Raw genomic sequence first — 12,959 nt, 5'->3', positions numbered from 1 at the left:
CATTACTTACCTTCCTTGCTGATAATTTCACCAGACTTCTTAGCTACTCTTACTTTAGAACCATCATCTAGAAATTTAAAAGCAATTTTTGTACCAGTACCTGTCTTAGGGTCTACATGAGCAACATTGGATATATGTATTGATAATTCCTTTGAAACTATGCCACCTTCACTTGCTTTACTTGGCTTAACATGCTTGCGTGCAATATTTACCCCTGAAACAATGGCTCTATTCTGTTCTGGGAAAACTTTTAACACTTTACCCTTTTTTCCCTTATTTTTTCCGGTGATAACAATAACTTCATCACCTTTCTTGATTTTTAACTTAACCATTACAATACCTCTTCTGCCAGCGACATAATCTTAACGAATTTTTTTGCCCTTAATTCTCTAGTTACAGGACCAAAAACCCTCGTACCTATCGGCTCTCCCTGTTTATTCAGAAGTACTACTGCATTGGAATCAAATTTAATTGTACTACCATCTGCTCTTCTAACACCCTTCTTTGATCTAACAAGCAACGCCATATATATCTCACCTTTCTTTACTTTGCCATTTGGTGACGCTTCTTTTACAGAGACCACAAAGAAATCTGCAAGGTATGCTATCATGCGGTGTGAACCACCAAGCACTTTAATACACATAACTTTTTTAGCACCAGAATTATCAGCAACATCTAAGATGCTCTGCATCTGAATCATAACTTACTCCCACTTGAGAATTTAATAATGCCACAAGATAAACAATCTAAACAACAAAGTCAAAGGATAAAAACTACCTTTCTTTTAGATTTTCTAGAATATTTTTCTAATAAGCATATTTATAAACATTACCATAAGCAAAGAACCGTAACGTACGGAAATACATACGAAAACAGATTTACCAACAAAATAATAACTAACCCTAAGAGGCTGCCCGCGATAACTAATTAATTATCGCAGGCAACCTCCTAGCATTAAAGAGGTATATTTATACCCCTAATACCACCCAAGACTTAGTCTTAGATATAGGGCGACTTTCAACTATACTAACCTTATCACCATCCTTATACGTATTTTCTGGATCATGAGCAGCGTATTTCTTAGAAACTTTTACAATTTTTTTATACATAGGATGCTTAAACCTACGCTCCACTTTAACCGTAATAGTTTTATCTGTTTTTGAACTTACAACAACGCCCTGCAACACTCTTTTCGGCATTTCTCTATTCTCCAGTTTTTGATCTTGTGGTTAATTCTGTATTAATACGAGCTATTGTTTTTTTTACAAAAGAAAACCTACTAGTATTTTCTAATTCACCTAAAGTTTTTTGAAACCTTAGATTAAAAAGCTCTTTTTTAAACAAAATTCTTTTTTCGTGGAGTTCCTCCATGGTTTGTCCAACCAACTCCTTTGGTGATAACCCCAATTTACTCATAACGCCTCACTATCCTTGTTCTTACAGGCAATTTGGCACTAGCAAGCTCAAGTGCCCTGGTAGCTACATCATCTGTAACCCCTTCAATTTCAAACATAATTCTGCCAGGTGATACCCTTACTGCAAAAAATTCAGTAGAGCCTTTTCCTTTACCCATTCTAACTTCCGCCGGCTTCTTTGACACAGGCAAATCAGGAAAAATCTTAATCCATAACCTACCCTGCCTTTTCATACAACGAACAGCTGCCTTTCTTGCAGCCTCTATTTGCCTTGCAGTAACCCTTAAGCCATCCAATGACTTCAAGCCAAAAGAACCAAAAGCTAGCATAGTACCAGATTTTGCCTTTGAGGAAACTCTTCCTTTATGTGCTTTTCTAAATTTTTGTTTTTTCGGAGCTAACATTATCTTACTTCAAAATTAATTATGTTTCTTTCTATTTTCCACATGATCACCCCTATAGACCCAAATCTTTATACCTATAACTCCATAAGTTGTCATAGCTTCAGCAGTCGCATAGTCAATATCAGCTCTCAAAGTATGCAAAGGCACTCTACCTTCTCTATACCACTCTGTTCTCGCTATTTCAGCTCCAGCCAAACGTCCAGAACAAGCCACTTTTATACCTAACCCTCCTTGCTTAAAGCAAGCTTGGATAGCAGTTTTCATAGCTTTTCTAAAAGACACTCTTTTTTCAAGCTGTACAGCAATCGTTTGAGCAATAATAGTAGCGTCTATATTAGGTTTCTTTACTTCATGTATGTTAATATATATTTCTTCTAAACAGGTAATTTTTTGGACATGTTTTTTTAATTTATCAATGTCGTTACCACTTTTACCTATAATAACACCAGGCTTTTTAGCAAAAATATTAATTATAACACTTTTATTAGAAGGTCTTTCTATTAACACTCTACTAACTTGTGCTTGCATATAGTTTTTATTAATAAGATTTCTAACCTCTAAATCTTGAATAAAAAGAACTTTATACTGCTTTTCAGCATATAACACCGAGTCCCAACCTTTAATTAATGTTGGACCAACTCTAAAGCCATGCGGATTAACTTTTTGCCCCATATTTTACTTCCCCTCAACTTCAGTAACTGTAATATATAAATTACTAAAAAATTTATTAATCCTTGTTGCTCTTCCTTTAGCTCTTGGCATAATTCTTTTCATTACCAATGCCTTACCTACCGTTGCAGAAGTAACAAACAACGCATCAATATCTAAACCAAAGTTATTCTCAGCATTAGCAACAGCAGACTGTAAACATTTTTTTACATCTTTAGCAATTCTTTTCGGGGAGAAGGTAAGCTGAACCATAGCTTCCGATACTTTCATATTCCTAATAGAAGTTGCAACCAAATTCAATTTTCTTGGACTCACTCTAAGAGACTTAGCAATTGCTGTAGTCGAACCTTTATTCACCTTTACCATATTTATTTTCTCTTAACTTTTTTATCTGCCCCATGACCATGGAAAGTTCTAGTTGGAGAAAATTCACCTAATTTTTTACCAACCATTTCTTCACTAACAGTGACAGGTATAAATTTATTTCCATTATGCACAGCAAATGTTACTCCAACAAAAAATGGTAAAATTGTTGACCTCCTAGACCAAGTCTGAATCATTTCTGATTTACCGGACTCAATCAATTTTTGTACTTTTTTTATCAGATAACCATCTACAAAAGGTCCCTTCCAAACTGAACGTGCCATAATTACTACCTAATTATTTTCTTCTCTTAATAATAAACTTTGATGTAGACTTATTCTTACGGGTTTTCTTACCCTTAGTTGGGAAGCCCCATGGAGTCACCGGATGACGACCACCAGAAGTTTTTCCCTCTCCACCACCATGTGGGTGATCAACTGGGTTCATTGCAACACCACGAACATGCGGTCTCCAACCTAACCATCTATTTCTTCCAGCCTTACCCAAATTTGTATTTTTTTGATCGGGATTTGAGACAACACCCACCGTAGCTTTACAATCTAACGGCACCAACCTAAATTCTCCAGACCGAAGTTTGATCTGAGCATAACCCGAATCCTTACCTACTAAATTAACCGAAGTCCCCGCCGATCTTGCAATCTGACCACCTTTGCCAATTTTCATTTCCACATTATGCAAAGTAGTCCCAATAGGGATAGATTTCAAAGATAAACAATTTCCAACTTTTATGTCAGCATTATCGCTTGACACTATTCTATCGCCTACAACAAGCTTTTGTGGTGCTATAATATAAGAATACTCACCATCATCAAATTTAATCAAAGCAATGAAAGAAGTTCTATTAGGATCATACTCTATTCTTTCAACTGTAGCGAATATATCTTGCTTATTTCTTTTAAAATCAATTATACGATAAAGCCTTTTATGCCCACCTCCTCTATGCCAAGAAGTGGTTCTACCAAGATTATTTCTACCACCAGTCTTACATAAACCTTTAGTCAAAGGTTTATGAGGTTTACCTTTCCAAAGATCAGATTTATCAACCTGTATTAATTCTCTAAGAGATGGAGTAACTGGATTAAACTTTTTTAAAGCCATTTTATTTAATACCCCCAGTAAAATCAATAGTATAATCTTTTTCTAGTGTCACGATAGCTTTCTTTTGATCTGATTGTCTACCGTTAACACCTTTGAATCTCTTTTTCTTACCTTTTACATTCATGATGTTAACTTTTTTAACCTTAACCTCAAAAATTTTCTCAATAGCTGTCTTGATAGAAGCCTTTTCAGCACTATCAGCAACATGAAAAGTAAACTTATTTTGTTCAGATAAAATATTGCTCTTCTCAGTGATCACAGGATTCCTAATAAGATCATAATGTTTATAAGATTTCACTTCAACCTCTTTTCTAAAGCATCTACAGCTTCTCTTGATAACAAAACATAATCATGGCGTATTATATCATAAACATTTGTACCAATTTGTGGTACCGAAATAGTATTAGGAATATTTTGTACTGCCAAAGAAAAATTAGTATCAACTTCATTACCACTAACAATAAAATAACTCTTACCATGAAAATTATTTAATAATTTTGCAAGATTAGAAGTTTTTGATTCATCTAATTTTAAAGAATCTAATATTAACAATTTCCCTTCTGTCAATTTTTCTGACAATGCATGTTTTAAACCAAGTTTTCTAACTTTCTTTGGTAATTTTGTAGCATGACTCCTTACTACTGGACCGTGAGAAACCCCACCGCCCCTCATTTGTACAGATATTAAAGACCCCTGCCTTGCATTACCGGTACCTTTTTGCTTAAAAGGTTTCTTTGTAGTACCAGATACTTGCGATACTGTCTTCGTTTGATGTGTACCAGCCATAGCTTTCGCTCTTTGCCAATCAACAACAAGCTTGATAATATCTTGTCTAACAAAGTCTATGGCAAATACTTCATGATCTAAATCAACCTCACCAACAACTTCATTTTCAAGATTTAATAATTTAGCTTTCATATAGTTTATCCTGCAGCTGTAATGGTTTTCTTAATAGCATCCTTAATGTAGACATAATATCCTTTCGAGCCTGGGACATTACCACTAACTATGATTATACCTTTTTCTATATTAGTATCAACTATCTTCAAGTTCTGAATAGTAACTCTTGTACTCCCCATGTGTCCGGCCATTTTCTTATTCTTAAATACCTTACCAGGGTCTTGTCTACCACCAGTAGAACCATGTGAACGATGAGACACAGATACACCATGTGAAGCTTCAAGCCCTCTAAAATTGTGCCTCTTCATACTACCAGCAAAACCTTTACCAATAGTAGTACCTACAACATCTACAAACTGCCCAACAACAAAATGATCAACTCGCAATGTAGAACCTATATCAATGAAAAAAGAAGCAGAAATTCTGAATTCCTTCAATTTTTGTTTTGGTGCAACGTTAGCATTAGCAAATACCTGCCTCATTGGCTTTGTTACTTTAGATAATTTCTTATCCTTTACCCCAACAACCAAGGCTTTATAACCATCCCTTTCTTGGGTCTTTTGTCCCACTACTTGACAATCTTCAACTTGCAGAAAAGTAACGGTAGTTCTCTCTCCCTTTTCATTAAAAATTGAACTCATGCCAATTTTTTTAGCGATTAAACCGGTTCTCATCACTCAATACTCTCTAACTTAATCTCAACATCAACACCAGCAGGCAAATCAACTTTCTTTAAAGCATCAACAGTCTGAGGGGTTGGATAACTTATTATTAAAAGCCTTTTCTGAATTCTAATCTCAAATTGCTCCCTTGATTTTTTATTGACATGTGGAGACCTATTAACGGTAAATCTTTCAATTGTCCTTGGAAGCGGAATTGGACCAATTATATCTGCACCAGTTCTTTTAACAGCCCCTACTATCTCTCTAGTACCTTGCTCAAGCGAACGGTGATCAAATGACTTTAGACGAATTTTAATTTTTTGATTATTTTTCATTAACTAAACCTTTTTATAAACAGCCCGACCATCCAAAATACGCTTCTTTAACAGACTTGCTCAAATTTTTTGTAAACATAACTTGAGGCAAGTTCAATTAAACGTATTGCCTAGCCATTAAAAAAAGTAATCATCCTAAATTATTTTAAGATGATTACTCCTCTGTTATTTTATAATCTTTGATACTACACCAGCTCCTACTGTCTTACCACCTTCACGTATAGCAAAACGGACACCTTCTTCCATAGCTATTGGAGAAATCAGGGTAATATTTAGATTCGCATTATCACCTGGCATAACCATCGTTTTACCATCTTTTAAAGCAATCTCCCCAGTCACGTCAGTAGTTCTAAAATAAAACTGTGGACGATACTTATCGGTAAACGCTGTATGACGACCACCTTCTTTAGTGGTAAGCACATAAACCTCAGCTTCAAATTCAGTATGCGGAGTTATACTACCAGGCTTAGCTAATACTTGTCCTCTACACACATCTTCTCTTTTAGTTCCACGTAGCAATATACCAACATTATCACCAGCTTCACCTTGATCCAATAGTTTCTTAAACATTTCCACACCAGTACAAGTAGTTTTTTGAGTATCTCTTATACCAACAATTTCTACCTCTTCACCAACTTTTACTACACCTTTCTCAATTTTACCAGTAACAACTGTACCTCTTCCAGAAATAGAAAAGACATCTTCTATTGGCATTAAGAATGGTTTATCTGTATCTCTCTTTGGTTGTGGTATATATTCATCAATAGCATTCATCAATTCTTTAATTGCAGCTTCTCCTTCAGGTTTTCCTTCTAAAGCCTGCAAAGCTGAACCCCTGATAACTGGTATATCATCTCCAGGAAAACCATACATTGACAGAAGCTCTCTGACTTCCATTTCTACTAAATCAACTAATTCCGGATCATCAACCATATCAACTTTATTCAAGAAGACAACCATTGTAGGCACACCTACTTGCTTAGCAAGCACTATATGTTCCCTTGTTTGAGGCATTGAACCATCACAAGCAGATACTACCAATATTCCAGCATCCATTTGGGCTGCACCACTAATCATATTCTTTATAAAGTCTGCGTGTCCAGGACAGTCAATATGAGCATAATGCCTTTTTTTAGTTTTATACTCAACGTGAGCAGTAGCAATAGTTATACCCCTTTCTTTTTCTTCCGGAGCAGCATCAATTTCATCATAGTTAGTAGCCTTAGCACCACCTTCTTTTGACAATACTAAAGTTATTGCAGCTGTTAAAGAAGTTTTCCCATGATCTACGTGTCCTATAGTACCTACATTACAATGGGGCAGATCCCTCTCAAATTTTACCTTTGCCATAATTCATTCTCCACAATTTAAGATTTATACAAATTTAACAATAAAAACAACAAATTTATCCAATTTCCAATTAACACCAATATTTTTGGAGCGGGTGATGGGAATCGAACCCACGTGGCCAGCTTGGAAGGCTGGAGCTCTACCATTGAGCTACACCCGCGTATTTCACCTAACCAATCTGTGGTGGAGGAAGAAGGATTCGAACCTTCGTACGCTCACGCGGGCGGATTTACAGTCCGCTGCCATTGACCACTCGACCATTCCTCCAAAGAATTTACGCAAGCATTAAATAGCCTAATTAAAAGTAAAGCACAACATAAATTTACTGTAAGTGCCAACAAATCTTCTTTGCCATTTTCTTGAGCCTTTTAGATAAGCTAATATTAAACTTATATATTTGATGCAAATCAATAAATAATAAAAGTATAGATAAAAACCTATACAAATAGTTTCTATTAAAATTTACAACAACTTAGAACGTTTATCTAGTTGTAACTTTCTATAATAAATAGTAGTTTGTGTCAAGAATAAATTACTATAGGTTCTAATAAGATGATAAATAAATCTAATATTTCCAAAGATTTCTACTACCTATATGGGAAACATCCAGTACTTGCAGCTTTAAGTAACCCCAAGCGTTATATTCAAAGAGTTTTCTGTACAGAAGATATTTTTAATTTGAACAAAAATTTAATATCTAACCATCAATATGAGATTACCAATACAGATTCCCTAACCCGTCTTCTTGGTGCAAATCATAATCATCAAGGAATAGCCGCTAACGTTAAAAGCATTTTCTCTAATCATATTGAAGATATTGACATAACTACTGCCAATTGTAAAGTAGCTATTTTAGATCAAGTAACCGATCCACAAAATATTGGGGCTATTATTCGTAGTGCGGCTTCTTTTGGTATCACAGCCATAATATTACCCGCCGATAATGCCCCAGATGAAAATGCCACTATAGCAAAAACAGCTTCTGGAGCTTTGGAACTAGTACAAATGGTTAAGGTAACTAATTTAAGGCGGTCAATAGAATATCTAAAGAAACATGGGTTTTGGATTATTGGTCTGGATGGCAAAGCAACCCAATCCTTAGATAATAAAATATTTTCAGATAAAATGGCAATAATACTTGGATCTGAAGATAAAGGAATAAGGCGGCTAGTTAAAGAACAATGCGATTATCTGGTTAAAATCCCAATTTCCAGTAAGGTAGAAAGCCTAAATGTTTCAAATGCTGCGGCAATATTGTTTTACTTGACTTCATTAATAAGATAGTACCCTACATTTTTTCTACTATTTTTTACGATGAATAAAAAATCTTGTCACCAAGCGTCATTGCGAGGAGATCGTAAGGTCGACGAAGCAATCCAAAGAATAACCAGGAATGGATTGCTTCTTGGCTTAAGCCTTTTCGCCATTACGCTAGGAAACTCCCTGCGATATAGTTAATTCAGGAAAATTTGGTGCTAGGAACGATGGAGCTACGCCTATAAGTAATAGACGAGCATTGAGCGACGACGTCACCAACTTCTCATCAATTGACTATAACTGATTAATTACTTATCTCTATACTGCATAACTAATATCTTAATCTTCTACAGCTTCAACCGATGCCACCTCAGGAATAAAGTGCTTAAGCATTGACTCAATACCATTTTTTAAAGTAATACTCGAACTAGGACAGCCATGGCAAGCTCCGCGAAGCTCTAATTTTACCACCCCATTTTCAAATCCTCGATATATTATATCACCTCCATCCATGGCAACCGAAGGACGTACACGTGTTTCAATAATTTCTATAATCTGCTGTTCGATTTCAGACATCTCGTCCAAATTATTTACACTAGATTTGTCAGTAGATATATTATTTTGCACATCAAACACAGTAAAACCAGAAGTAAAATGATCCATCATAATCATTAAAATTTCAGGTTTTAAAACCAGCCAATCACTTTCTTCTTCCTTAGTAATAGTAATAAAGTCACTACCAAGAAACACCGATTTTATGTTATTTACACCGAATAATTGAACTACCAAACTGCTTTTACCTTTTGCCTCATCAAGATTACTAAAATGAAAAGGTTGATTAGGGCTAATGGGTATATTAGGAAAAAATTTTATCGCATTAGGATTAGGAGTAATTTCAGTTTGAATAAACATATACATCTTCCTTGATAAAAAATAAATGGTACCCGCGGCCAGACTTGAACTGGCAAGGGCTTGCACCCCACGGATTTTAAGTCCGTTATGTCTACCATTCCATCACGCGGGCAAGGTAAGTTAGTTCAATCCTAATGGCTTACACAACTAATACATATTGGAGTAACTTGCTATTCCAAATTCATGTAGATTATGCTAAGATTGCACAGACTAATAAAAAAAACATTAAAAAGCAAGTGTTTTTATAAATTACCAGAATTATAAATTCAAAATGTAAAATGCAGTATAGTTAATTCAGGGGAATTGGGTAGCAGGAACGATGGAGCGACGCCTATAAGTAATAGGCGAGCGATGAGAAACGACGCCCACAACTTCTAATCAATTGACTATAATATTAACTTAACAGATGTTAATTTAGATCAATAAGCATCTAATAACATATTAGACAAGTACAGAATGTTAAAATTAATGTACGAACCTATGTGTTAAGTACTATATGATATTGACATAATAGAAGTTTAAGGATATATTGTGGTCTTTCTTAAAGATTTCACTTTTTAGACACTTATAAAAATAAGCACACTAATGTCATCCAAACTCCAGCACAAGGCATGATATAAGGCACCCGTAGCTCAATTGGATAGAGTATATGACTACGGATCATAAGGTTGGGGGTTCGACTCCCTCCGGGTGCGCCAGACTTCTCAAGGCTTACAGGATTTTTCAATTTCTCAAAAGCATCTTTATTTTGGTTTTATTTTGGTTTCCCACCAAAACTCCCCAGACTTAACCTACAAAACAGTCTGTTTTTGACCGTTTTTCACGGGGAGGGAATATGACAGAATCGTTAATTTTTTCCGGCGGGTTAGCTGAAAATTCCGATACTATCTTTTATAATATAGTCGGTAATTTCGTCCCACCTGAATGGCGAAACCTTACTAATAATTGTGGTAAGCAATTAAGTAAAACTTCTCGTCAACTTCTATCTTTAATAGTTTCTTGCCTACAGATTTATCAAAAAGATAAACTATCAGAAGAATTACAAGAAGGCTATCATTTTTTCGAAAAAGAGTTAGGTTCTGTTGACAAAATTTTTAACGTAACCATATTAAAGCTCCAACAAAATTTAGAAAGGCTAAAAAGGTGGCTGGGGCTTTATCAAACCTAGAAAATATACGCCTAAAATGTTTGATTTTAGGGGAGTAGACGTAATAGTCACCTATTACGCCCCTCGTTAAAACCACATCGCGCCCTATTAAGGCAATGGACTCAAGATATTACCATAAATAAGAATAGCCTGATTGACTAATAATTTTTTGCTCAGCTAGGGCGTGTCATCAATTAAGTAATATTACAGAAGAAGCCAAATAAATTGCTCCCAGAAAATTCTGAGCTAGTTTATCATAACGCGTAGCAATGCCTCGAGATTGTTTAAGTTTTGCAAAGGAATTTTCAATTAAATGACGATACTTATAAAGCTCTATATCATATTCTATAGGAAATTTACGATTCTTCTTGGATGGAATTACAGGAGTGCAATTCTTATCTTTTATCTTATTCCTCATTCTTGCCTCAGCATCATAAGCCTTATCTGCAATTACGGTATCCGCTTTTGTCAAAGTTTCCATTAAAGCATCAGAGCCTTGTAAATCATGCGACTGACCAGGGGTTAAATGAAAAGCTGTCGGATTTCCTAAAGCATCAACAGTTGCATAAATTTTAGTTGATAAACCGCCTTTACTACGACCTATTGCTTGGTCATCTACTATGGCTTTTTTTAGCTCCGGCACTATGTTGATGTACTCTAACAATCGTTGAATCAATCATACTATATTCATTATCTGCATCTTGTGTAAGTAGTTCAAAAACCTTCTTCCATACCTCTTTTTGGCTCCAACGTGTATATCTTGTATGAATTACTCTAAAATCTCCAAATCTTTCTGGTAAGTCTCTCCACGGTATACCAGCACGATATCTATATAATACAGCTTCTACGAATAATCTATTATCTTTGGCACTTGCTCCTACGTCTCCTTCTTTTCCAGGTAAAATATCCTTTATCCTTTCCCATTGATCATCTCTTAAAGCATATCTGTGCATTGGTCACCTTCTTATTTTTTTACCAATATCTAATTGGCCTCATCCTAATATTTATGTCAACTTAATTGATGACACGCCCTAGATACCGCACCAAAGCAGGTATGACACTAAGTTGAGCAAGCATAACACCAAGTTAAGCAGGAATGATATTAAATCGAACGGGTGTAAGGCAAACAGAAGCTTCGTTGACATTCATAAATTCTACACGGGTTTACGGGGTTTTCGAAATTTATCCAAAACTATTATATTATCTACTGAATTAGATTTACTTCTAGAATCAACAGTTCTCTTAATTATTTCTCTTTTTTTTGCGTCTGATAATTGATTAGATTTGATTATTTCTGGCTTAAATTTTAGGCTATAACCACTATTAGGATCAATAAAACTGATCAGAGAATCAAATGGTACATTAATCGTTTCTTTGATGCCATCAAAACTAACTGTTACGGAAAAGCCATTATCCCCTACAGTTAAATCCTCAAATTGATATTGCATTACTATAGTTATTTCTTCTGGATAACGTTCTTTTATCCTAGAAGATAATACTACGGCAGGATTGTCAGTTCTATAAGAGATATACAAGAGTTGATTCATCTGCAACTTATCTGTACGAATTCTTGCAAGAATCTTTTTTACAAACTCAAACATGCATTCGTTAAGAAATTGTTGATATGAGATATTCATAGTTATAAAATAAATAAAATAAAACTAATAGTAAAATCTATTGAATTAGGTTTTCAATATTTTTGAACATCATAAAACTAAGTTCAGGATGGTTTGCCAATACTCAATCTAATCTAATTAAATTACTAAGCGGGGCTTTTTCTGTTGCCCGGTTAAGCCCCCAACCGCGTAGGATTAAGCAGCTAGTGCTTGATTTCCTACGAAACGTTCATTATCATTTGCGTTTCTTTTTTTAACCCAATGACACAAGGTCCGGCGGAATTATACCGAGTAAAAATAATTTTTTTATTAAGCACGTCGATCCTATTTCGCCCCCATAAAGCATTGTTCACAAATATACCACAACTTTCTGGTGGAAGCGCCGGGTACCGCCCCCGGGTCCGCAACCTCTATTCTAAATCACGTTTATTACCATATCTGCAAAAGCAGCAATTCTATGATACATCAATTATAACGGAGTGTAAAGGCTAATTTCAACCAAGGCTATCTGATATAGTCAATTCACGAAAATTTGGGGCTAGGAGCGATGGAGTATATAGGCGTTAGTTTAAGAAAATAATAATTGAAAAACCATTATTGTGAAGAGACCTTAGGTCAACGAAGCAATTCAAAAAAGTGATTAAAAATGGATTGCCACGCTACCTAAGGTGGCTCACAATGACTATTTTTCTACTTTCATTTTCTTGCTGACGCTTATGCGATGGAGCAACTCACGTCAATTCGGGATAAGGTTATAATTTAGAGGAAAGTCGAAATTGCAATTTATGGAAGGTTTATTTTTCTTAAGAG

The 12,959-nt window shown here is 35.2% G+C and carries 19 protein-coding genes, 4 tRNA genes, 1 other RNA gene and 1 pseudogene; 3 read left to right on the top strand and 22 right to left on the bottom strand.

Translation table 11 applies throughout. The features are described from left to right. Nucleotides 1-2: 2 nt before the first annotated feature. On the bottom strand, nt 3-332 hold the full coding sequence (rplX, locus tag RiCNE_RS01675; RefSeq protein WP_094648897.1) for a 50S ribosomal protein L24: 330 nt from the start codon (nt 330-332) through the stop codon (nt 3-5). Continuing rightward, nucleotides 332-700, bottom strand: a complete 369-nt coding sequence (rplN, locus tag RiCNE_RS01670; protein ID WP_094648896.1) for a 50S ribosomal protein L14 — start codon at nt 698-700, stop codon at nt 332-334. The genes rplX and rplN overlap by 1 nt, the downstream gene beginning before the upstream one ends. Before the next feature lie 27 nt (nt 701-727). On the opposite strand from rplN, the gene RiCNE_RS07250 reads away from it, so the two are divergent. After that, complete coding sequence (locus tag RiCNE_RS07250; protein ID WP_133062920.1) at nt 728-931, top strand: hypothetical protein; 204 nt, start codon at nt 728-730, stop codon at nt 929-931. A gap of 37 nt (nt 932-968) precedes the next feature. Here RiCNE_RS07250 and rpsQ read toward each other — a convergent pair whose 3' ends face one another. From rpsQ to RiCNE_RS01600, 14 genes are all read right to left on the bottom strand, one after another. Continuing rightward, nucleotides 969-1,199, bottom strand: a complete 231-nt coding sequence (gene rpsQ, locus RiCNE_RS01665) for a 30S ribosomal protein S17 (RefSeq protein ID WP_094648895.1) — start codon at nt 1,197-1,199, stop codon at nt 969-971. 4 nt (nt 1,200-1,203) lie between these two features. After that, a complete protein-coding gene (rpmC, locus tag RiCNE_RS01660) occupies nt 1,204-1,416 on the bottom strand; it encodes a 50S ribosomal protein L29 (RefSeq protein ID WP_094648894.1) in 213 nt (70 codons plus the stop codon). Next, on the bottom strand, nt 1,409-1,819 hold the full coding sequence (gene rplP / locus RiCNE_RS01655; protein WP_094648893.1) for a 50S ribosomal protein L16: 411 nt from the start codon (nt 1,817-1,819) through the stop codon (nt 1,409-1,411). Before rplP ends, rpmC begins: the two co-directional genes overlap by 8 nt. Nucleotides 1,820-1,834: 15 nt before the next feature. After that, nucleotides 1,835-2,491 (bottom strand): 30S ribosomal protein S3, encoded by a 657-nt coding sequence (rpsC, locus tag RiCNE_RS01650; RefSeq protein ID WP_094648892.1) that lies wholly within the window; start codon nt 2,489-2,491, stop codon nt 1,835-1,837. A gap of 3 nt (nt 2,492-2,494) precedes the next feature. After that, nucleotides 2,495-2,854 carry a 50S ribosomal protein L22 gene (gene rplV, locus RiCNE_RS01645; RefSeq protein ID WP_094648891.1) on the bottom strand — a complete coding sequence of 120 codons (360 nt, stop codon included), beginning with the start codon at nt 2,852-2,854 and terminating at the stop codon, nt 2,495-2,497. A 2-nt stretch (nt 2,855-2,856) separates the two neighbouring features. Next, the gene (gene rpsS, locus RiCNE_RS01640; protein WP_094648890.1) at nt 2,857-3,135 is read right to left on the bottom strand and encodes a 30S ribosomal protein S19; all 279 of its coding nucleotides are present in this window, start codon (nt 3,133-3,135) and stop codon (nt 2,857-2,859) included. A gap of 13 nt (nt 3,136-3,148) precedes the next feature. Beyond that, entirely contained in the window at nt 3,149-3,970 is an 822-nt protein-coding gene (gene rplB, locus RiCNE_RS01635; protein ID WP_094648889.1) for a 50S ribosomal protein L2, read from the bottom strand. 1 nt (nt 3,971) lies between these two features. Continuing rightward, nucleotides 3,972-4,268 (bottom strand): 50S ribosomal protein L23, encoded by a 297-nt coding sequence (locus RiCNE_RS01630; protein WP_094648888.1) that lies wholly within the window; start codon nt 4,266-4,268, stop codon nt 3,972-3,974. Then, nucleotides 4,265-4,888: a 50S ribosomal protein L4 gene (gene rplD / locus RiCNE_RS01625; protein ID WP_094648887.1), complete on the bottom strand. Its 624-nt coding sequence runs from the start codon at nt 4,886-4,888 to the stop codon at nt 4,265-4,267. The genes RiCNE_RS01630 and rplD overlap by 4 nt, the downstream gene beginning before the upstream one ends. A 5-nt stretch (nt 4,889-4,893) precedes the next feature. Further along, nucleotides 4,894-5,544, bottom strand: a complete 651-nt coding sequence (gene rplC, locus RiCNE_RS01620; RefSeq protein WP_094648886.1) for a 50S ribosomal protein L3 — start codon at nt 5,542-5,544, stop codon at nt 4,894-4,896. After that, the gene (gene rpsJ, locus RiCNE_RS01615; RefSeq protein ID WP_094648885.1) at nt 5,544-5,867 is read right to left on the bottom strand and encodes a 30S ribosomal protein S10; all 324 of its coding nucleotides are present in this window, start codon (nt 5,865-5,867) and stop codon (nt 5,544-5,546) included. The genes rplC and rpsJ overlap by 1 nt, the downstream gene beginning before the upstream one ends. A 165-nt stretch (nt 5,868-6,032) precedes the next feature. Further along, nucleotides 6,033-7,217 carry an elongation factor Tu gene (gene tuf / locus RiCNE_RS01610; RefSeq protein ID WP_094648884.1) on the bottom strand — a complete coding sequence of 395 codons (1,185 nt, stop codon included), beginning with the start codon at nt 7,215-7,217 and terminating at the stop codon, nt 6,033-6,035. Between the two features lie 86 nt (nt 7,218-7,303). Further along, nucleotides 7,304-7,377, bottom strand: a tRNA-Gly gene (locus RiCNE_RS01605). 21 nt (nt 7,378-7,398) lie between these two features. Beyond that, a tRNA-Tyr gene (locus tag RiCNE_RS01600) sits at nt 7,399-7,484 on the bottom strand. 285 nt (nt 7,485-7,769) lie between these two features. Between RiCNE_RS01600 and rlmB the strand changes: the two genes are divergently transcribed. Continuing rightward, on the top strand, nt 7,770-8,501 hold the full coding sequence (gene rlmB, locus RiCNE_RS01595) for a 23S rRNA (guanosine(2251)-2'-O)-methyltransferase RlmB (RefSeq protein ID WP_094648883.1): 732 nt from the start codon (nt 7,770-7,772) through the stop codon (nt 8,499-8,501). A gap of 312 nt (nt 8,502-8,813) precedes the next feature. Here rlmB and RiCNE_RS01585 read toward each other — a convergent pair whose 3' ends face one another. Both RiCNE_RS01585 and RiCNE_RS01580 read right to left on the bottom strand, forming a co-directional pair. Continuing rightward, a complete protein-coding gene (locus RiCNE_RS01585) occupies nt 8,814-9,386 on the bottom strand; it encodes a NifU family protein (RefSeq protein WP_094648922.1) in 573 nt (190 codons plus the stop codon). A gap of 26 nt (nt 9,387-9,412) precedes the next feature. Next, nucleotides 9,413-9,498, bottom strand: a tRNA-Leu gene (locus tag RiCNE_RS01580). 509 nt (nt 9,499-10,007) lie between these two features. Here RiCNE_RS01580 and RiCNE_RS01575 point away from each other — a divergent pair. Beyond that, a tRNA-Arg gene (locus RiCNE_RS01575) sits at nt 10,008-10,084 on the top strand. A 396-nt stretch (nt 10,085-10,480) separates the two neighbouring features. Here the strand turns inward: RiCNE_RS01575 and RiCNE_RS07910 are convergent. From RiCNE_RS07910 to ssrA, 4 genes and pseudogenes are all read right to left on the bottom strand, one after another. Next, a pseudogene (locus tag RiCNE_RS07910) lies at nt 10,481-10,582 on the bottom strand (IS5/IS1182 family transposase); the annotation flags it as partial. 141 nt (nt 10,583-10,723) lie between these two features. Then, a protein-coding gene (locus tag RiCNE_RS01565; RefSeq protein ID WP_094648881.1) for an IS5 family transposase occupies nt 10,724-11,486 on the bottom strand; the annotation gives its coding sequence in 2 pieces (ribosomal slippage) (nt 10,724-11,146 and nt 11,148-11,486; 762 coding nt in all). A 201-nt stretch (nt 11,487-11,687) separates the two neighbouring features. Continuing rightward, nucleotides 11,688-12,170, bottom strand: coding sequence for a ClpXP protease specificity-enhancing factor SspB (locus RiCNE_RS01560; protein WP_094648880.1), 483 nt, complete (start codon nt 12,168-12,170; stop codon nt 11,688-11,690). Nucleotides 12,171-12,298: 128 nt separating this feature from the next. Continuing rightward, nucleotides 12,299-12,639: a transfer-messenger RNA gene (gene ssrA, locus RiCNE_RS01555) on the bottom strand. Nucleotides 12,640-12,959 lie beyond the last annotated feature (320 nt).

Origin of the sequence: Rickettsia endosymbiont of Culicoides newsteadi, assembly GCF_002259525.1 — a bacterium.
Lineage (GTDB): Bacteria > Pseudomonadota > Alphaproteobacteria > Rickettsiales > Rickettsiaceae > Tisiphia.
The sequence above is the reverse complement of the archived record's forward strand: the minus strand, read 5'-3'. Positions and strand labels throughout refer to the sequence as shown.